17 protein-coding genes are annotated in these 19557 nt (G+C 33.4%); 14 read left to right on the top strand and 3 right to left on the bottom strand.

Annotation, left to right across the window (positions count from 1 at the left end):
* Window positions 1-70: 70 nt before the first annotated feature.
* Entirely contained in the window at window positions 71-811 is a 741-nt protein-coding gene (locus tag A4F88_RS13130; protein ID WP_068843069.1) for a biotin--[acetyl-CoA-carboxylase] ligase, read from the bottom strand.
* Between the two features lie 93 nt (window positions 812-904).
* On the opposite strand from A4F88_RS13130, the gene rsfS reads away from it, so the two are divergent.
* The 7 genes from rsfS to A4F88_RS13165 all read left to right on the top strand — a co-directional run bounded on the left by rsfS (window position 905) and on the right by A4F88_RS13165 (window position 6531).
* Window positions 905-1276: a ribosome silencing factor gene (gene rsfS / locus A4F88_RS13135; RefSeq protein WP_042564267.1), complete on the top strand. Its 372-nt coding sequence runs from the start codon at window positions 905-907 to the stop codon at window positions 1274-1276.
* A gap of 14 nt (window positions 1277-1290) precedes the next feature.
* Window positions 1291-3216 carry an ATP-dependent zinc metalloprotease FtsH gene (gene ftsH, locus A4F88_RS13140; RefSeq protein ID WP_068843070.1) on the top strand — a complete coding sequence of 642 codons (1926 nt, stop codon included), beginning with the start codon at window positions 1291-1293 and terminating at the stop codon, window positions 3214-3216.
* A gap of 114 nt (window positions 3217-3330) precedes the next feature.
* The gene (locus A4F88_RS13145; RefSeq protein WP_068843071.1) at window positions 3331-3936 is read left to right on the top strand and encodes a lactate utilization protein B/C; all 606 of its coding nucleotides are present in this window, start codon (window positions 3331-3333) and stop codon (window positions 3934-3936) included.
* 1 nt (window position 3937) lies between these two features.
* On the top strand, window positions 3938-4828 hold the full coding sequence (locus A4F88_RS13150) for a phosphatidate cytidylyltransferase (RefSeq protein WP_068843072.1): 891 nt from the start codon (window positions 3938-3940) through the stop codon (window positions 4826-4828).
* Window positions 4818-5471 (top strand): phosphatidylserine decarboxylase family protein, encoded by a 654-nt coding sequence (locus A4F88_RS13155; protein ID WP_068843073.1) that lies wholly within the window; start codon window positions 4818-4820, stop codon window positions 5469-5471. The genes A4F88_RS13150 and A4F88_RS13155 overlap by 11 nt, the downstream gene beginning before the upstream one ends.
* The gene (locus A4F88_RS13160) at window positions 5471-5740 is read left to right on the top strand and encodes an acyl-CoA-binding protein (protein ID WP_068843074.1); all 270 of its coding nucleotides are present in this window, start codon (window positions 5471-5473) and stop codon (window positions 5738-5740) included. Before A4F88_RS13155 ends, A4F88_RS13160 begins: the two co-directional genes overlap by 1 nt.
* A gap of 8 nt (window positions 5741-5748) precedes the next feature.
* Window positions 5749-6531, top strand: coding sequence for a superoxide dismutase (locus A4F88_RS13165; RefSeq protein ID WP_068843075.1), 783 nt, complete (start codon window positions 5749-5751; stop codon window positions 6529-6531).
* Between the two features lie 88 nt (window positions 6532-6619).
* On the opposite strand, the gene A4F88_RS13170 is transcribed toward A4F88_RS13165, so the two are convergent.
* Window positions 6620-8491 (bottom strand): alpha-amylase family glycosyl hydrolase, encoded by a 1872-nt coding sequence (locus A4F88_RS13170; protein WP_068843076.1) that lies wholly within the window; start codon window positions 8489-8491, stop codon window positions 6620-6622.
* A 455-nt stretch (window positions 8492-8946) separates the two neighbouring features.
* Here A4F88_RS13170 and A4F88_RS13175 point away from each other — a divergent pair, with 455 nt between their 5' ends.
* The 7 genes from A4F88_RS13175 (at window position 8947) to A4F88_RS13205 (ending at window position 18188) form a co-directional block, all read left to right on the top strand.
* A complete protein-coding gene (locus A4F88_RS13175) occupies window positions 8947-10635 on the top strand; it encodes an OstA-like protein (RefSeq protein WP_245179110.1) in 1689 nt (562 codons plus the stop codon).
* A gap of 218 nt (window positions 10636-10853) precedes the next feature.
* On the top strand, window positions 10854-12041 hold the full coding sequence (locus A4F88_RS13180; protein ID WP_068843078.1) for an aspartate aminotransferase family protein: 1188 nt from the start codon (window positions 10854-10856) through the stop codon (window positions 12039-12041).
* A 172-nt stretch (window positions 12042-12213) separates the two neighbouring features.
* A complete protein-coding gene (locus A4F88_RS13185; RefSeq protein ID WP_068843079.1) occupies window positions 12214-13608 on the top strand; it encodes a tetratricopeptide repeat protein in 1395 nt (464 codons plus the stop codon).
* 2 nt (window positions 13609-13610) lie between these two features.
* Entirely contained in the window at window positions 13611-14360 is a 750-nt protein-coding gene (locus A4F88_RS13190) for a shikimate dehydrogenase family protein (protein WP_068843080.1), read from the top strand.
* 54 nt (window positions 14361-14414) lie between these two features.
* On the top strand, window positions 14415-15161 hold the full coding sequence (locus tag A4F88_RS13195) for a lipid A phosphoethanolamine transferase (protein ID WP_068843081.1): 747 nt from the start codon (window positions 14415-14417) through the stop codon (window positions 15159-15161).
* Window positions 15162-15409: 248 nt separating this feature from the next.
* Window positions 15410-17401, top strand: a complete 1992-nt coding sequence (locus A4F88_RS13200; RefSeq protein WP_068843082.1) for a DUF349 domain-containing protein — start codon at window positions 15410-15412, stop codon at window positions 17399-17401.
* A gap of 367 nt (window positions 17402-17768) precedes the next feature.
* Window positions 17769-18188, top strand: a complete 420-nt coding sequence (locus A4F88_RS13205; RefSeq protein WP_068843083.1) for an OsmC family protein — start codon at window positions 17769-17771, stop codon at window positions 18186-18188.
* A gap of 65 nt (window positions 18189-18253) precedes the next feature.
* Here the strand turns inward: A4F88_RS13205 and A4F88_RS13210 are convergent, their stop codons facing one another.
* A complete protein-coding gene (locus A4F88_RS13210) occupies window positions 18254-19525 on the bottom strand; it encodes a tetratricopeptide repeat protein (RefSeq protein WP_068843084.1) in 1272 nt (423 codons plus the stop codon).
* Window positions 19526-19557: the final 32 nt, after the last annotated feature.

The following is a 19557-nucleotide window of genomic DNA, read 5'->3' on the forward strand; positions in this document are numbered from 1 at the left end:
TTAAAATCCCCAAAACTTTCTGTCTTTATAAAAAACTCAGAACCTTAGAATCTTAGTCCCTTAGCGCCTCTCAATAAAGCATCTGAATCTCCTTAATATCAAATTCTGCAACAGAATCATCTTCCAGTAAAACCTGTAGTTTACCAATATTTGAAACACCCTGAATGATTCCCATAAAATTTTCTCCTGAAGATTTTGGATGAAGATTCTTAAAAGGCATTGGAACTCCTTTTCGGAATAATGAATTGAAATATTCTTTCCAGAAAACTTCCGAACTGCTTTCCCATAATCTGATTTTTTCGTTTACCCTTTTTACAACCATTGGCGGAAAACTGTCTTTGTCGAAAGTATTGCCTGAAATAACTGCCAATGAAGAGGCATTTGGTAATCCATCAAAATTAGTTTGGTTTACATTAAGTCCAAATCCAACAACTGACACGATCCTGCCATCACTTTTTATGGTATTTTCGATTAATATGCCACCAATTTTCTTGGTGTATGACATAATGTCGTTAGGCCATTTTATACTTAAATCAGGAATATTTAACGATTTTAAAACTTCAATTACACTTAAAGAAATAATAATGTTAAGGTTAAAAACCTGTTCATTATCAAAGACAAAATCCTTTACCAAGACACTCATAATTAAGTTTTTACCTGACTCAGACTGCCACTTTGCTCCCATTTGTCCTTTGCCTTTTGTCTGATTTTCAGCCGTTACCACTGTAAAATTATCAAGTTCATCCTGGCTTGCCAATGCCTTAAGAAAGTCGTTTGTCGAATCTATGGCATCGAGTTTGATTAGTTTCATTTAAGTAATTTAAATAACTTAATTTAATATTTTGTTAAGGTTCAAAAATAATCACAAAATTTGGTAACTTTACAAATTCATATAAAATAATTCATGGCGAAAAAGACTATTAATAATGATGTTCTATTGGCGAACATAATAAAAGGGATTGAAGAAGTAAAAGGAAATGATATCGACATTCTTGACTTAAGAGAGATAGACACAGCGGTTTGTGACTATTTTGTAATTTGCAACGGAAATTCAAATACCCAGGTTAACGCCATAGTAAACTCAATTCAAAAAACTGTATCGAAAGACCTTAAAGATAAACCCTGGCACGTAGAAGGAACCGATAACGCTGAGTGGGTCCTAATGGATTATGTGCATATCGTGGTACATGTTTTCCAGAAACACATTCGTGAATACTACAATATCGAGAGCCTTTGGGGTGATGCCAAAATAACTACAATCGAAAACAAATACTAAAGAAAATTTTTCTAATGGCTAAAGATAATAATCCAAATCCGAGTAAATTTAAAATAAGTCCCTGGTTAATATACACCGCAATACTTTTAGTTTTTTTATTTATTAGTTTTGCAACCGGAGGATCTAACTTAAGCGAGCCTGCACAATTAACTTCTTCTAAATTCAATACATTATTAGAAAAAGGACAAATTGAAAAAGTGATCGTTTACAATAAAGCAGAAGCTGAGGTATATTTAAATGCTGCTGCCCTTAAAGATCCTGCCAACAAAAAAGTAGCTAAAGATATTTTTGAAAGACCAAACAAAGGTCCTCACTATACTTTAGAGATTGGTAATGATCAGATTTTTCAAACTAAATTAGAAAAAGCAGTTGGCGAAGGCAAACTGAAAGATTTTAATTTCCTGCAAAAAAACAACTGGAGCGACATTTTAATCAGTCTTCTTCCAATCATCATCATTATAGGTGTATGGATTTTCATTATGCGTAAAATGTCAGGCGGAGCTGGTGGCGGTGGCGGACAAATTTTCAACATAGGAAAATCGAAAGCCAAATTGTTTGACGAAAAAACAGATATCAAAACAACATTTAAAGATGTTGCCGGTTTAGAAGGTGCTAAAGAAGAAATACAAGAGATTGTAGAATTCCTTAAAAACCCTGAAAAATATACAAACTTAGGAGGTAAAATCCCAAAAGGAGCTTTACTTGTAGGACCTCCGGGAACTGGTAAAACCTTATTAGCAAAAGCCGTTGCTGGCGAAGCACAGGTACCGTTTTTCTCTTTATCAGGTTCTGATTTCGTAGAAATGTTTGTTGGAGTTGGTGCTTCACGTGTTCGTGACCTATTCAAACAGGCAAAAGAAAAATCTCCTGCTATTATCTTCATCGACGAGATTGATGCTGTTGGTAGAGCAAGAGGAAAAAGTAACATGTCAGGCGGAAACGACGAAAGAGAAAACACTCTGAACCAATTACTAACAGAAATGGATGGTTTTGGTACAAACTCTAATGTAATTGTTTTAGCTGCAACCAACAGAGCTGATGTTCTTGACAAAGCTTTAATGCGTGCAGGTCGTTTTGACAGACAAATTTTTGTTGACTTACCGGACATTCGCGAAAGAGCAGAGATATTTGCAGTGCATTTAGCACCAATCAAAAAAGTCGAAGGTCTTGACCTTGATTTCTTAGCAAAGCAAACTCCTGGATTCTCTGGTGCTGATATTGCAAATGTTTGTAACGAAGCTGCCTTAATTGCTGCCCGTAACAACAAAACTGCCGTTGACAGACAAGATTTCCTTGATGCAGTTGACAGAATTATTGGTGGTCTTGAAAAGAAAAACAAAATCATTACTCCTGAAGAAAAAAGAGCAATCGCAATTCACGAAGCAGGTCACGCTACTGTAAGCTGGATGCTGGAACATGCTGCACCACTTATTAAAGTAACTATTGTACCTCGTGGACAAAGTTTAGGAGCTGCATGGTACCTACCAGAAGAAAGACAAATCGTGAGAACTGACCAAATGCTGGACGAAATGTGTGCTACGATGGGCGGAAGAGCTGCTGAAAAAGTAACTTTTGACAGAATTTCTACTGGTGCTTTAAGCGATTTAGAAAAAGTAACACGTCAGGCCCGTGCCATGGTAACCATTTACGGATTGAACGAAAAAATAGGAAACGTTACTTATTATGATTCAACAGGTCAGAGCGAATACAACTTCTCTAAACCATATTCTGACGAAACAGCTAAAATTATCGATGCTGAAATTTCAGAATTAATTGAAGGCCAATACCAAAGAGCGATTCAAATTCTGCAAGAGAACAAAGACAAACTAAATCAACTTGCTGATATATTGATCGAAAAAGAAGTTATTTTTAAAGATGACTTAGAGAACATTTTCGGAAAACGTACTTTTGATAAAAACTTAGAAGAAGTAGTTTCATAAATTACGCAATAAATATTCAATATTTTTTAAAATCTTAATTCAAAATGACCTTTTGAATTAAGATTTTTTTATCTTTGAACGTTTTCAATTAACATGTAAAGTATTTCATATAAAATGAATTTTTTCAAAAAAATATTTGGTTCAAGCGATGCTGCCTCTGATGAAGAGAACGAAAGCCAATATGGAGGAAATCCAATTCAGGATAGTCATCTTTCTATAGACGAAAGGTTCATTTTTAACTTTAAGAAAAATGGCGGAAAATTTTTGTATTGCGAAAACAAACAGGAAGTTGCAGAACAGTTTGAAAATATCTTAGAAGAGAATGATTGGTTTGAAAAGGAAGTTTTATGTTATGAGCCTGCTCTTTTTAGCTTATTAGAAGAGAATAAATTACTTTATATCTCCCCTCGAAATCCCGAATTTTTACTTGCTTCGTGCGAAAATTTAATTGCTGATGAAGGTTCTATCTTATTTTCATCAAAACAAATCAGACAAGACAAACCAAACGAATTACCCGCAAATATTGTTATTATTGCCACAACCAGCCAGATTCTTTCCATAAAAAGTGACGGACTTAGCGCCATTAAACGCAAATACGAAAGAGATTATCCAACTAATATCACCACAATAAAATATTTCGAAAAAGCAAAAGAAGAAGATTTCACACAATACGGAAGTGTTGCCAAGAATTTATATTTATTGCTTTTAGAAGACCTTTAAGATGAATGAAACACTCAAGAGGACCATTTCTGGTGCTGTTTATATTGCTTTACTACTAACATCTATTCTGTTTTCTACCGAAAGCTTTATTATTCTTTTTGGCATTTTTCTAATCATTACCATTTACGAATTTTCCAACTTAGTAAATCTTAATAAAATCTTTTCGATTCTGTTTGGCACTTTACTATATGCAGTAATTATACTGATTAGCCATTACAATAAACAAACAACCTCATATCTGAATGGATTGACTAAATCTAATTTGGATTTAGAAACCAATATCCAACAAATGGATTTGGTACTTCTGGGGATTACTTTAGTGGTATCAATCAAATGTATTTTGTTCTTGTTTTATGACTCTGTTCAAAAAGTAAGTACTTCTTCAAAATATTTATACCTCTTAGGCTATATTACGCTTCCTTTTATTTTTATTGTAAAAATCTCATTTGGAACTAATAGTTACAATCCTAAAATTATCCTTGGATTATTTATCCTGATCTGGACAAACGATACCTTTGCCTATCTTGTTGGTAAATCTATGGGAAAACACAAATTATTTGAACGCGTTTCTCCTAAAAAAACGGTAGAAGGTTTTCTGGGTGGAGCCATATTTGCCGCTTTTGCCGGATTTTTAATTTCAAAACTTTACATTCAGCCTAATCCCGCTTTTAGTAATAAATCTATTTTAATATGGACTATTATTGCTTTAATCGTGAGTGTTTTTGGAACGATTGGTGACCTGATCGAATCAAAATTTAAAAGAATTGCCGGAGTAAAAGACAGCGGTTCAATCATGCCCGGACACGGCGGTATTCTAGATCGATTAGATAGTGTTATATTTGTAGCACCAATTATATTTTTATTTTATCAAATTTTGTATTATGTTTCATAAAGAAGGAGCCCCATCCATTTTAATAGGTACTGTATTTGCAGTAGCTGTACTTTTAATTGCTGACAGATTCATTGATATTGCCTGGCTAAGAATGCTGGTTCAATTTGCCGGCCTACTAGTTCTTATCATTATTTTACAATTCTTTAGAAATCCTAAAAGAATTGCCATCAGAAACAGCGATCAGATTCTTGCTCCTGTTGACGGAAAAGTGGTAGTAATTGAAGAAGTTTACGAAGGTGAGTATTTTAAAGATAAACGTTTACAGGTTTCTATCTTTATGTCTCCAATAAACGTACACGTAACACGTTACGCAATGGACGGAATTATAAAATTCAGTAAATACCATCCGGGTAAATTTTTAGTAGCATGGCATCCAAAAGCAAGCGAAGAAAATGAAAGAACTACTGTAGTAATCGAAAACGAAACTTTCGGACAAATACTATACAGACAAATTGCAGGTGCTTTGGCACGCAGAATTGTAAATTATGCTCAGGAAGGTATGCAGGTTGTTCAGGGTACTGATGCCGGTTTTATAAAATTTGGTTCAAGAGTAGATTTATTTTTACCTTTAGGTACTCCAATTAATGTAGTATTAAACCAAAAAGCAATTGGAGGAAAAACCATTATCGCTACAAAAGCTTAATGATCGAAAAAGATTTAGATACTCGTTTTTCTGAGGCTGTCGAAACTGCTCTAAAAATGACCCAGGCCTCACTGCCACAAGATGTGCAGTTAAGACTTTATGCCTATTATAAACAAGCAACTTTTGGAACTGCAGTATACAATCAATCTGAAAATTTTGATTTAAGAGATGCTTTCAAAACAAATGCATGGATGCAGATAAGTCACATATCTATTGATGAAGCCAAAGAAAATTATATTGAAATCATTAATTCACTAACATCAAAATAACTAACATTATGAAGAAAAGCATTGTTCGTTTCAGCATTTTAGCTTCATTTTTTCTATTATTTTCTTGTAATGATAACAATAAGCTAACCGAAGTTGTAGAAGTCCCTTTACCTACTAAAGAGGAAAAAATAACCATTGGATCGCCAAATGATGTAAAAGCAGATCCGGGTTCTTTTGAGATGACAAAGCTTCCTTTTGCTTATGATGGTTTAGCTCCGGCAATAAAAACACTTACCTTAGAAACGCATTATTCGAAACATTATTTAACGTACACGAATAATTTTAATAAAGAAATTGTAAATACTGAATTTGAAAATTCGCCAATCGAAGACATCCTGAAGAAAATGGATCTTAGCAATGCTAAGCTTCGTCAGAATGCTGGTGGATACTATAATCATACGCTTTATTTCAACATCTTGACTCCAAAAGAAGAAACTCCAAAAGACACTCTTGCAGGTTCTATAAATAAAGAATTTGGTTCTTTTAACAATCTTACGAGTCAATTTAAAGCACAGGCAGAAAAACAGTTTGGTTCAGGCTGGGTTTGGCTGGTTGTTGACCGTTATGGAAAATTACAAATAACAACTACAGAAAATCAGGATAATCCTTTGATGAAAAACGCTTTAATTCCAGGCACACCTATTTTAGGTATTGATTTATGGGAACATGCTTATTATCTGGATTATCAAAACAGAAAAGGAAGTTATATTGATGCTTTTTACGAACATATCAATTGGGAAAAAGTAAACGAATATTACGTCGAGGCTTTAAAGAAAGTCAAGAAAGTATAAACAAAAAGCTGATACAAATTAAAGTATCAGCTTTTTTTATGGGTTATTCTTATTTTGAATTACCAAAAAATATCAGAACCTATAAATCCTATTTTAATTCATAAATAAACGATTCTGAAGGCAAAGTTTTAATTCTTGCCACTCCTACTCCATTTTCTATTTTTAACAACGTTTTATTCGCTTGATACAATTGATCCGTAAGTTGATATTCACCATCTTTTAAATTCCATTTTGCAATAACATCTGCCGGAATCTTCAACTCAAATTCGCTTGTTTTCTCAGAAGAAAAATTAGCAACAACAATCAGTTTTTGATTTTCGGACCAACGAACAAAAGAATAAATCAATTCATCATATCCGGCATTATTTTCACGATTTACACTTTGTATTTCCTGAAAACCTCCCATTAATGCCGGGCTGACAATTGAAAAATTCAATAACCGTTTGTAAAAATCACGAAGACTTTTCTCTGATTCAGAAAGCTGACCTCCATCAAACTTTCCATTGTTCATCCAACGCTGGTGATTTGGAACACCAATATAATCAAAAATCGAAGTTCTGGAGCGAGTACCAAAACCCGCATTTTCATTTCCAGGCTCTCCTACTTCCTGCCCAAAATAAACCATTGTTGGCGATGTGCTTAAAGTTGTTGAAACGACCATTAAAGGTTTTCCGCGTTCTGGTGTTCCGGCAAACTCAGGACTTGCTAAACGCTGTTCATCATGATTATCCAGAAAATGAAGCATGTGATGTTCAATATCCGCCATTCCTTTCTGAATATCTGAAAGCCCATCAGGAGATGATTTCCCACGAATAATATCTTTTAGTTTATCATAAGTTTCTACTTTATCGTATAAATAATCCATTTTTCCTAAATGAATATAATTACGATATTCTTTGGGATTATAAACTTCTGCCAGTAAAAAAGCGTTCGGGTTTTTCATTTTGATCGCAGAATTCATATAACTCCAAAATTCATACGGAACCATTTCGGCCATATCATAACGAAATCCATCAACACCTTTTGCGGTCCAGTATAATGCAATTGATTTAAATTTTTTCCAGGAATCCGGTACATCTTTGTCTTGCCAAAAAGCAAAATGTTCTTTGTAATCCTTTTGATCAAATCCAGCCGGAAGTTCAGGAAAATCTTTAGAACCATCAGGACGAACTCCGTAATTTACTTTTACAGTTTCATACCAGTCGTTTTGATCCGGTTTCATTTTTCGGGATCCGTTTCCTGTCCATTTTGCAGGATTTTCATCAAATACGCCGTCTACTAACGGATTTTTTTCTCCGTTTAACGGAATGTCTCCATCCGGAATTTCAAAGTGCGCTTTTGGAATATAATAGAAATTATTATCTCTTTTGTATTCAACATTCACATCATCATCTGCGCCAAAATCTTTTACTCCTTCAGGATTGCTTTTTCCTTCATATTTTCGGGCAATATGATTAGGCACAATGTCAATAATTAATTTTAGGCCTGCTTTATGCGTTCTGTCAATCAAAGCTTCAAATTCCTGCAGTCTCTTAGCCGGATTTACTGCTAAATCAGGATTTACATTATAATAATCTTTTACAGCGTAAGGAGAACCTGCGCGCCCTTTAACCACTTCAGGATCATTATCAGAAATTCCATAAGCTTTATAATCCCGAACCAAAGCATGATGCGGAACTCCAGTATACCAAATATAAGTTACCCCCAGATCTTTTATTTCATGAAGTGCTCTATCTGTAAAATCATTAAATTTTCCAACGCCATTTTCTTCAATTGTGCCCCAGGGTTTATTGGTTGTATTTTTATTTCCAAACAAACGGGTAAAAACCTGATATACTACAATTTTCTTTTCAGCGGTATTTTCCTTTTTAGCTGTATTCATTTTTAAATCTTTGGTTTTACATGCGCTAAACAGCATGGCTGCAGCCAATCCTGCAACAAAAACTTTTTTATTTACCATAATGCATTTATAAACTAATTCTTTTCCTGAATTAGAGATCAAATCACCATTCAGAAATCATTTTCTAAATTTAGGCTAAATTTTAAATTCATAAGAGACTAAAATCATCTTTGTCGCAATTGCGCTTTGAAAAACTCAACTACAACGAAAGAGTTCTGTATTTTGTTGATAATTTTAAAAAGTGGCAGAGGTTCAGAGTGACAAAGGTTCAAAGGTTTTCTACAGAACCTAAAACTTGAAATCTTTGCATTTTTGACTTTAAGCCTACAACGCTTTGTTAGACGTACTTTTGTACATCTCTATGATATACATTGTAAATAAAATTCATTTACAAAAACACTAACAAACCCTTTTAGCTTTGCCACTCTGAACCTTTTATCTAAAAACTATAATTTAATCCTAATAACATTATATGGTTGTAACCTTTTTCATAAATTTGACAAAAATTTAATCAATTGAAGAAATCACTCTTTTTCATATTTTATTGTTTGCTTTTTCTAAGCGTACAATCCACTTTTGCACAAAAACCGAAAACTATATTTGTTGAAAATGCAGACTTTCAGGAAATAAACGAAAATGAAGTTCCCGGCGCTTTGTTACTAATTGGAAACGTAAAAGTAAATCACGATGGCGTGGTTTTAACTTGTAATAAAGCTTACTATTTTCAAAAAGACAACTACCTTAAAGCTTTTGGAAATGTACAATTGGTACAAGGTGATACTTTATTTTTGAATAGTAAATATGCGGAATATAGCGGAAATCTGAAAAAAGCTTTTGCAACAGGTGATGCTGTAATGAGCTCACCGGATGCAACTTTAAAAACTGATACAATTAATTTTGATCGAAATGTTCAGCAGGTTTTTTATAACACTAAAGGTACAATTGTAAATAAAGACAATACATTGGTGAGTAAATCCGGAAGGTATTTTGTTGAAGAGAAAAAATTTCAATTTCTGACAGAAGTTACCATTACAAATCCAAAATATGTTATAAAATCAAATCATTTAGATTATTACAGCAATTCCGGACACACTTATTTATTTGGTCCTTCGACCATTACCAGTAAATCTAATTACATCTACACTGAAAAAGGTTTTTACGATACCAAGAAAAACCTGGCCCATTTTTTAAGAAAATCCTATATCAAATACGATGACCGGCTTATAGAAGGGGACAGTTTGTATTACAACCGGAATATTGAATTTGCCTCGGCGACCCGAAATGTAAAAATCACAGACTCGATTAATCGCGGAATTGTAAAAGGTCATTATGCCGAAATTTACAAACTAAAAGATTCGATGTTTGTAACCAAAAGAGCTGTAGCTATAAATCTTGTCGAAAAAGATTCCGTTTATATTCACGGACAAAAATTAATGGTTACGGGAAAAGAAGGCGAACGAATTTTGAGGGCGTATAAAAATGTACGTTTTTATAAAATCGATATGAGCGGAAAGTGCGATTCGATCCATTCGAATTCTAAAACTGCTTTAACCAAACTGATTGGAAACCCGATTTTATGGAATGGAGAAAGCCAGATCACCGGCGATATTATGCATTTAATTGGAGATAATAATACCAAAAAATTAGATTCCTTAAAAGTACTCAACAATACTTTTATAGTCTCGCGGGACACTCTTGGAACCGGATATAATCAGGTTAAGGGACTCAATTTATTTGGAAAATTCAAAGATGGAAAACTCCATAACGTTGATGTGATTAAAAACACCGAAGTCGTTTATTATATGCGGAATGATGACAATGAACTCATTGGAATCAATAAAAATGTGAGCAGTAAAATCAATCTTATTTTAGAAAATAATGATATCCAAACCATCACCTTTTTTAATAAAGTAGACGGAGATGTATACCCTGAAGCTGATTTACCTGAAAATGCCCGTAAACTAAAAGGCTTGCGTTGGCGTGGTGATGAACGAATAAAATCAAAAGATGATATTTTTACTGCCGAAGACAATGAACTCAATGACAAATTAATTCAGGAAGGAAAAGATGAAGAAGCTACGAACAAAAACGTTCCGATGAAAATAAGACAGGAAACCCTGAATTACGATAAAAAGAAACCTGCAGTAAAAACAAGTACAACGAAAACAAGCACCACAAAAGCAAACACGAAGACTAAGAAATAGTTTTCAGTTTCACTTTTTTGTGGCAAAATTAGTCGCAGTTTCAATCAGGGTTTACAGTTTAAAAACTTTGCAAGCTTTGCATTTTAATAATACAAACTTGATTTAAAACTTAGCCAACTTTGCATAAAACTTTGCGATCTTTGCGGATAAATTCAGTCTCAGTCTCAGTTTTTAGTTTCCAGTCAACCTGAAACCTGAAACTTTTAAAACAAACAACAGTGAATTCAGATTTTATAAAATACCAGGCACAAACTTCTCCTTATCCTTTAGGAATGGAAGTTTCACATGCTATTGGCTCTTACATTTATGATACCAGCGATAATAAATATTTAGATTTTGTTGCCGGAGTTTCGGCTTGCACACTCGGGCATCAGCATCCAAGAGTAAATCAGGCCATTAAAGATCAGCTGGACAAATATTCGCACGTTATGGTTTATGGTGAATATTCACAAAGTCCGGCAGTGCAATATTGCAAATTATTAGCTTCACTCCTGCCTGAATCTTTAAACAAAACCTATTTAGTCAATTCAGGTACAGAAGCAATTGAAGGTGCTTTAAAACTAGCCAAAAGAACAACAGGACGCAGTCAGCTTATTTCGTGTCACAATGCTTATCATGGCAATACAATGGGCTCAATGAGTGTAATGGGTTTTGAAGAACGCAAACAGGCTTTTCGCCCTTTGCTACCTGATGTTGATTTTATCACATTTAACAACGAAGAAGATTTACAAAAAATAACAACCAAAACAGCCGCAATACTTTTAGAAACGATTCAGGGCGGAGCTGGATTTATTCAGCCCCAGGATAATTTTCTACAAAAAGTACGTAAACGCTGTGATGAGGTTGGAGCCTTGATGATTGTAGACGAAATTCAGCCGGGATTTGGGAGAACCGGAAAACTTTTCGGCTTTCAAAACTACGATGTCATACCAGATATTGTCGTTATGGGAAAAGGAATGGGCGGCGGAATGCCGGTTGGTGCATTTACTGCATCTGCAGAAAAAATGGATCTTTTGACTGAAAACCCAAAATTGGGACATATAACTACTTTTGGAGGCCACCCTGTCATTGCGTCAGCCTGTTTGGCAACTTTGCAGGAATTAACTGAAACAAATCTAATGCAGGAAGCTTTAGACAAGGAAAAACTCTTCAGATCGCTTTTGGTACATCCTTTGATAAAGGAAGTTAGAGGAAAAGGATTAATGCTTGCCGCCATGACAGAAACAGCCGAAATAACCAATCAGGTTATTTTAAACTGTCAGGACAAAGGGCTTATTTTATTCTGGTTATTGTTTGAAGGATGCGCAATAAGAATAACACCGCCGTTAACCATTTCTGAAGAAGAAATAAAAGAAGGTTGTGCCATAATCTTAAATGTTATGGATGAAATCATGAAAAATAAATAAGCAAAGTAAAATTCAAAATTAATCTTTAAAAAATCAAAGATTATAACTAAAAACAGAATCGAAATTCTGTCCATATTGTTAATTAAATTGTTCACAACAATTAATTTCCATTCCTCACAACAATAATATGGTTGCCTAAATTTATAACAGGCTAATTTCAAATAAAGAGAGTATGCAATTAAGCAACGAAGAAGAAGATTATAACCTATCCCTATCCAAATTTGAGTCTATGTTAAAAACTAACAAAGTACTCTTTTTTGACTCTGAAGAATTTGAAGAAATTATTCTTCATTATTTAGACATAGGCAAGGCTAATTTAGCAAAAAAAGCCTTGAAACTTGCATTAGACCAGCACCCAAAATCTACAGGCTTAAAATTAGTACAAGTAGAAATGCTGGTTTACGACGACAAACTAGAAATCGCCGAGAAACTCTTAAATGAGTTATATGCAATCGAACCTAACAACGAGGAAATTTACATCCAGAAAGCCAATATTTGTTCTAAAAGAGATCAACACGAAAAAGCGGTAGAATTACTTAAAATTGCCCTGCAATATACTGATGACTATGCTGATGTGTACAACTTGATTGGAATGGAATATCTTTTTATGGATAACCTTGAGATGGCAAAAGACAGCTTCATCAAATGTCTTGAAGAAGATTTGGAAGATCAGTCTGCCTTGTATAACGTAGTGTACTGTTTTGAATTTTTAGATCAAAATCAGGAAGCGATCGTTTATCTTAATGATTACATCAATAAAAACCCATACAGCGAAATCGCCTGGCATCAGCTTGGGCGCCTGCATTATGGTGTAAAAGAATACGAAAATGCGATTCGCGCTTTTGATTATGCAACCCTGATTGACGATGAGTTTTTAGGGGCATTTATGGAAAAAGCAAAAGCTTACGAACGTTTGAAAAAGTACACTGAAGCTATCGAAAGCTACAATCGTACTATCGAACTTGACGATGCAACTTCTTATGCTTTATTGCGTATTGGAAAATGCTACGAAAAATTAGGTAATTCTATAAAAGCACTTCAATATTACAATCAGACTGTTCATGAAGATCCGCTTTTAGACAAAGGCTGGATTGCGATTACAGACTTTTACGTTCGTCAAAAAAACTTCCAGAAAGCATTATTCTTTGTCAATAAAGCTTTGGCTATCGACAATCAAAATCGATTGTACTGGAAACGTTATGCAACGATAAACAAACAAATGAACTTTTTTGAAGAAGCTGAATTTGGTTATAGAAAAGCCGTAGAATTTGGAGATTACGCCTTAGACACCTGGTTGTTTTGGGTAGATATTCTTCAGTTTCTGGGCGAATTTGAAACTGCAATTCAAACCTTACTTCAGGCTTCAGAATATTTTCCGGAAGAGAACGAAATCGAATATCGTTTAGCCGGATTGTATTTCATGATTCAGGACAATACCAAAGCAAAATTCCATTTAAGCAATGGTTTACGTTTAAACTTTGATAACTATATTTTAATCGAAGATTTATTTCCTGTAGTATGGTCAAAAAAAATGGTTAAAAATTATATTGAAAAACATAGAAAGTAATAATGATTGATATTTTAAGAAGACGTTTTGGCTTGTTAGGCCGCAATATTAGTTACTCATTTTCTAAAGGATATTTTACAGAAAAATTTAGTGATGAGGTTTTTGCCGGTAACAGCTACGAGAATTTTGACATTGCCGATATTAACCATTTAACAGGTTTACTTAAAAATAATCCTGATTTAAAAGGACTAAATGTTACAATTCCGTACAAAGAACAAGTAATTCCCTTCTTAGACAAACTTTCAAAAAAAGCAGCTTTAATTGGTGCTGTAAATACTATTAAGTTTACTAAAAATGGTAAATTAAAAGGTTACAACACCGATTATTATGGCTTCAAAAAATCATTAGAACCTTTATTGGAACCACATCATAAAAAAGCACTTATTCTGGGTACTGGCGGTGCATCAAAAGGTGTTGCTTTTGCCCTTGATGAACTTGGCATTTTATACACTTTTGTTTCAAGAGAAGCCAAAGAAAACATTATTGATTATAACTTAATCAATGCAACTACTTTTGATAACTTTCAAATTATCATTAATTGCACACCAGTTGGTACAAGTCCAAATACAGAAGCTTGTCCTGATCTTCCTTATGAGTTTTTTACAGAAAAGCATATTGCCTACGATCTAATATACAATCCGGCAGAAACTCAATTTTTAAAAAATGCAAAAGAAAGAGGTGCAGTAATCAAAAACGGATACGATATGCTTATCTTTCAGGCAGAAAAAGCATGGAAAATCTGGAATAAATAAAAACAAATCGTTAATCTAATTTTCGTAATTTAGACTACTCATTAATAAGTAGTTATGAATAAATTACATTTTTATTTATTAGCCTTTTTAATTCCTTATTCCATAATAGCTCAGGATACCTCAGAGCTTAAAACAAATCCTTATACCGAGGCAAGGTATCATTATTATTTAAAAACAATTTTACTCTTTAATGAGTATTTAGATACGCATTCCGGATCGTATAACACTACAGAACTTCGATTCTTACATCCTATCGCTAACAAAGCATGGAATCTAAGAGTCGATTTACCTTTAATATCAACCAATACTTCTTCTATTAACAAAACCGGAATTGGAGATATTGGAGTTGGCATAAGTTACATTCCTTATTTAAACAAAAACAAAGGACTTGCCTTTAGAGTCAGAGTGATTTCAAATTCGGCTGTAGATCCGGCATTAGGGACCGGAAAATGGGTTCTGGCTCCGGCAATATTTTATGGCGCTTATATAAAAGAAAAAAAGATACTCTGGATCGCTTCTTTAGAAAACCAGGCTAGCTTTGCCGGATCTGATAACAGACAAAACGTAAACACAACTGCATTCGAAAATTATTTCATGTACCTTCTTGGAAAAAACTGGATTGCAGCCGATGTTGCTTTTAGATATAATGCAACGGCAAAAAGTTACCCAAATAATGCTTTCATAGAATTTGGGAGAAAGATAACCAAAAACGATATGGCGTACCTTCATCCAAGTATAGGCTTTGGAGGTCATAAATCCTATAATTATGGTATAGAAGCCGGAATGTTGATTTTGTTTTAATTTAAAGTAAAATCAAAATTTAGAATTAACGATACCAATTTAATTTCAATTTTCTTAAAAGAGTATTGATTCTTAATTTGAATTTACTGCAACGAAAACAACTAAAAAATTCTGATCATAAGCCAAAATATAGACAATGAATAAGAATTTCATCGCAAAATAGCGTATAAACAAACGATTTATTTTGTATTTAGAAACACCTTTACTATCTTTCGCTCTGTTTAAAATAAAAACCTTATACATTTAAAATGTTAGAAGAAAAGAATGATAACCTGCAGGAAGCAGACGGAAAATTAGAAATCGAAATTACCGATTCTACACCAGATAATGCAATTGAAGCATCAGAATCTGAAACAGTTGCTGAAAATTTAACCTCAGAAACTGAAACTGAAGCAGAAAACACAGCTGAAGTTACAGAAACCAATCATCAAACTGCATTAGATGCCATAACAAATTCAAATGCCGAAGAAAGTGAAGATGAAACGCTAAAAGAGCGTCATGACATTCCTATGCAGGATTATGACACTTTCTCTATGGATGCATTAGTTGATGAGCTAAAAAAACTGGTTAATACAGATAAAGTAATGTCTGTAAAAGATCATATTGAAGAAATTAAAAAGTCATTTTTATTACAATACAACCATCTGATAGAGGAGAAAAAAGAAGAATTTAACGCTTCTAAAGAAGATCCAAATGAAGAATTTGAATATCATTCTCCGTTAAAATCTAAATTTGACGAATATTACAACGTTTTTAGAGAAAAAAGAAATGCTCATTTCAAGCATTTACAAACCAATCTAAAATCAAATTTAGATACCAGACTTGCCATAGTTGAAGAACTTAAAGAACTTATAAATCCGCAGGAAAATATTAAAGATACTCTTAAACATTTTAATGATTTAAGAGAAAGATGGAAGAATGCCGGAGCAATTCCAAAAGACAAATACAATCACGTTTGGAACAATTATCACTTTCATGTAGAGAATTTTTATGATTACCTGCATTTAGATCGTGAAGCAAGAGATTTAGATTTTAAATACAATCTGGATCAAAAACAAAAAATAATTGCCCGTGTTGAAGAGTTAGTAAACGAAGCAGACATTAGCAAAGCATTCCGCGAATTACAGGACTTACACAGAATCTGGAAAGAAGATATCGGACCGGTTTCTAAAGAACATCGTGATACGATCTGGAATAAATTTAGCGAACTCACTAAAAAAATCCATGATAAAAGAGAAGTTTTGTTTGAAAGCCAAAGAGCAAACGAACAACAAAATCTTGAAGTTAAAAAAGAAATCATTGCTAAAATTGAGGTTTTAGGTACTGAAAAAGTAAATTCACACTCGCAGTGGCTGATACAAATACAAAAAGTAGAAGCACTTAGAAACGAGTTTTTTGCTGCCGGAAAAGTTCCATCTGAAGTAAACGAAGAAACCTGGGCTGCATTTAAAGCTGCCGTTAGAAACTTTAATGCTTTTAAAAATTCTTTTTACAAAGACATAAAAAAGGATCAAAACGACAACCTGAACAAAAAAATGGCATTGGTTGCCAAAGCAAAAGAATTACAGGAAAGCACAGATTTTGGGGCTACTACTCCAATCATGAAGCAAATTCAGGAAGAATGGAAACAAATTGGACATGTGCCTAAAAAATATTCAGATAAAATCTGGAAAGAATTCAAAGATGCCTGCAACCATTATTTTGATAAACTAAAAGAACACAAATCTGAAGAAAACGTTGATGAGGTAGCTGCTTTTGACAATAAAAAAGCATACTTAGACATTCTAAGAGCTTATCAGCTTACTGGCGACCATAAGACAGATCTTGATGCCATAAAAGCACATATTGAAATCTGGAAAGGTTATGGAAAAGTACCTTTTTCAAGACGTCATATCGAAGGAAAATTCAATAAAATTTTGGATGCCCTTTTTGAAAAATTAAGCTTGAGTAAAAAAGAAACTGAAATGATGCGTTTCTCTAATCGTCTGGATTCATTATCTGATAGTAACGATACCCGAAAATTAGATAACGAAAAGATTTTCTTAATGCGTAAAATTGAAGAAGTTCAAAACGAGATTTTCCAGTTAGAGAACAATATCCAGTTTTTTACGAATACTAAAAATGCTAAAAAAGAAAACTCAATTGTCCTTGAGGTTCGCAAAAACATTGCAATCCACAAAGAAAGTCTTGAAGTTTGGAAAGACAAATTGAAACAATTACGTAACCTGGGACAAGAATAAAGTTCTAAGTTTCTACAATAAATTAAATAAGGTGTAATGAAAATATCATTGCACCTTTTTTGTTGGGATCATTTTACCGCAAAAATGCAAAGGTTTACACAAAGTTCGCAATGCTTTGTGTCGAAATAGCTTTGTGAACTTTGCGTTTTTTTTCATAAACACCTAAGCGATAAAAACCTTTGCATCTTTGCGGTAAAATCCACATCAACCTTTATCTCATTCCAACCTGAAACCTGAAACTTAACATTTCCTATTCAACTTCATAAAACAATTCTGTAAAATATTGATTATATTTGATTAACCACATCATCTTTTGATAATCCAAAAAACACACAAATTCAAATTATTAATCTTAATAACAACGAAAATGAAATTTACAAGAAAAGCAAATGCCAACTGGAAAGGAACCGGTATGGAGGGAACAGGAAAAATAAGCACTCAGAGCACAACATTAGACAATGCTCAATTATCATTTAAAACAAGATTTGCTGACGGAGTTGGGACAAATCCTGAAGAATTGGTTGCTGCAGCGCATTCTGGCTGTTTTACGATGCAATTAAGTTTTTTACTTAACGAGGGAGGTTTTACCGCAGATGATTTAAATACAGAAGCTACAGTAACTTTTGAAGATGGATCAATAACATTGATTCATTTAGATTTAAAAGGAAAAGTTCCTAATATCTCGGCAGAAGAATTCGAGAAGACAGCAGCAAAAGCAAAAGAAATTTGTCCAATTTCCAAGCTTTTAAATACCACAATTACATTATCAGCTGCTTTAGTTGATTAATAAGATACTTTTTAAGCAAAAAAAATCCCGCAAAAGCGGGATTTTTTTATATCAAAAATGAAATATTAATTCATTGTAGCTTTTAATGCTTTTGCCTCAGCAGTCATTTCTAACGCTTTATAAACTCCTAATAATGTTTTAGCAACATCTTCGTTTTTAGGATCTAATTCATTTGCTTTTTTAAGATAAGGAATTACTCCTTTAAAAACGTTTTCTCTTTGTGCTTTCAATACATCATAACGTTTCATATCTTTTGCAGAAGTACCCAATTTATTCATCTCATCGATAATTGGTTTTTCAGCTTCTAATTTTAAAGCTGCCAGGTTAAGATAAGCGTTTGCATAGCTTGGATTGATCTCGATTGCTTTTAGGTAATATTTCTCAGCATCAGCATTGTTTTTTGCATTTGCACTAAGAACTCCTAAGTTAAATACTAAATCAGCATTGTTTGGTTCTTTTTGTAAAGCCTCACCAACTAATTTTTTGTATGTTTCAAAATCTTTAGACTCTAAATACAAGTTAGCCTCAGTAAGAATCAAAGAAGTATCTTCCGGATTCGCTTTTCTAGCATCAGCGATTGCTTTTTTAGCATCTTCGCTACGTCCTTTTTGAACTAAAATTAAAGCTAAATTTTTGTAAATCTCACCTCTTTTAGAAGGAATTGGTTCTGTTTTAGGTTTTTCGTGAGTTCCTAATTTTACAGCTAAATCTCTTTCTTTAGCATTATTAAAACCATCTTCGTTTCCGGAAATTTTATTTACAGCTGTGTAGCTTGTTCCTTTTCCTGAAAAGTTCAATTTTTTTAACTCTTCATACATTGGTAAAGCAAGATCAAAATCCTGAGCGTTTACTGCTGTAGAAGCTGCATAATATAAATTGATTGTATCTTTTTTATCTAATAAATAAGCATCATACAATTTTTTTGCTCCTTCTACATGTTTGCTGGCCTGAGAATCTGCAATAGCAGAATTAATCAATTTTCCTTTAATTTCAGCAATTGAAGCTGCAGCCTGAGTAGAGTACTTTTGTTTTCCTGATGCGTTTTCAATGTCAATTAATTTTCTAAAAGTCTCAGCTGCAAGTGACAAGTTTTTCCCTTCTTCAACTTTTTTATTTGCTAAATCTAAATAAGAATTAGCCTGTACGAAATAGTACTGAGCTTGTTCAACATCTTTGGCATTTACTACCAGATTTTCAGCATCTTTTAATATAGCAAGCGCTCCTTGAGCATCACCATTTTTCAATGCTTTTTCAGCACTTTTAATCTGATCTTTTTGAGCAAAAGTAGCTACTGAAATCAATAATGCTGACGCAAGTATTACATATTTACTTTTCATAGTATTCAATTTGTATATTTAAATTATAAGTG

The organism is Flavobacterium chilense (assembly GCF_001602525.1).
Lineage (GTDB): Bacteria > Bacteroidota > Bacteroidia > Flavobacteriales > Flavobacteriaceae > Flavobacterium > Flavobacterium chilense.

Bases quoted from the DNA above. Each gene is read 5' to 3' on its own strand.
- A4F88_RS13200 (WP_068843082.1), top strand. From the start codon at position 15,410: ATGTTAGAAGAAAAGAATGATAACCTGCAGGAAGCAGACGGAAAATTA.
- A4F88_RS13160 (WP_068843074.1), top strand. From the start codon at position 5,471: ATGATCGAAAAAGATTTAGATACTCGTTTTTCTGAGGCTGTCGAAACT.
- A4F88_RS13165 (WP_068843075.1), top strand. From the start codon at position 5,749: ATGAAGAAAAGCATTGTTCGTTTCAGCATTTTAGCTTCATTTTTTCTA.
- A4F88_RS13185 (WP_068843079.1), top strand. From the start codon at position 12,214: ATGCAATTAAGCAACGAAGAAGAAGATTATAACCTATCCCTATCCAAA.
- A4F88_RS13170 (WP_068843076.1), bottom strand. From the start codon at position 8,491: ATGGTAAATAAAAAAGTTTTTGTTGCAGGATTGGCTGCAGCCATGCTG.
- A4F88_RS13205 (WP_068843083.1), top strand. From the start codon at position 17,769: ATGAAATTTACAAGAAAAGCAAATGCCAACTGGAAAGGAACCGGTATG.
- ftsH (WP_068843070.1), top strand. From the start codon at position 1,291: ATGGCTAAAGATAATAATCCAAATCCGAGTAAATTTAAAATAAGTCCC.
- A4F88_RS13130 (WP_068843069.1), bottom strand. From the start codon at position 811: ATGAAACTAATCAAACTCGATGCCATAGATTCGACAAACGACTTTCTT.
- A4F88_RS13190 (WP_068843080.1), top strand. From the start codon at position 13,611: ATGATTGATATTTTAAGAAGACGTTTTGGCTTGTTAGGCCGCAATATT.
- A4F88_RS13195 (WP_068843081.1), top strand. From the start codon at position 14,415: ATGAATAAATTACATTTTTATTTATTAGCCTTTTTAATTCCTTATTCC.
- A4F88_RS13150 (WP_068843072.1), top strand. From the start codon at position 3,938: ATGAATGAAACACTCAAGAGGACCATTTCTGGTGCTGTTTATATTGCT.
- rsfS (WP_042564267.1), top strand. From the start codon at position 905: ATGGCGAAAAAGACTATTAATAATGATGTTCTATTGGCGAACATAATA.
- A4F88_RS13210 (WP_068843084.1), bottom strand. From the start codon at position 19,525: ATGAAAAGTAAATATGTAATACTTGCGTCAGCATTATTGATTTCAGTA.
- A4F88_RS13145 (WP_068843071.1), top strand. From the start codon at position 3,331: ATGAATTTTTTCAAAAAAATATTTGGTTCAAGCGATGCTGCCTCTGAT.
- A4F88_RS13155 (WP_068843073.1), top strand. From the start codon at position 4,818: ATGTTTCATAAAGAAGGAGCCCCATCCATTTTAATAGGTACTGTATTT.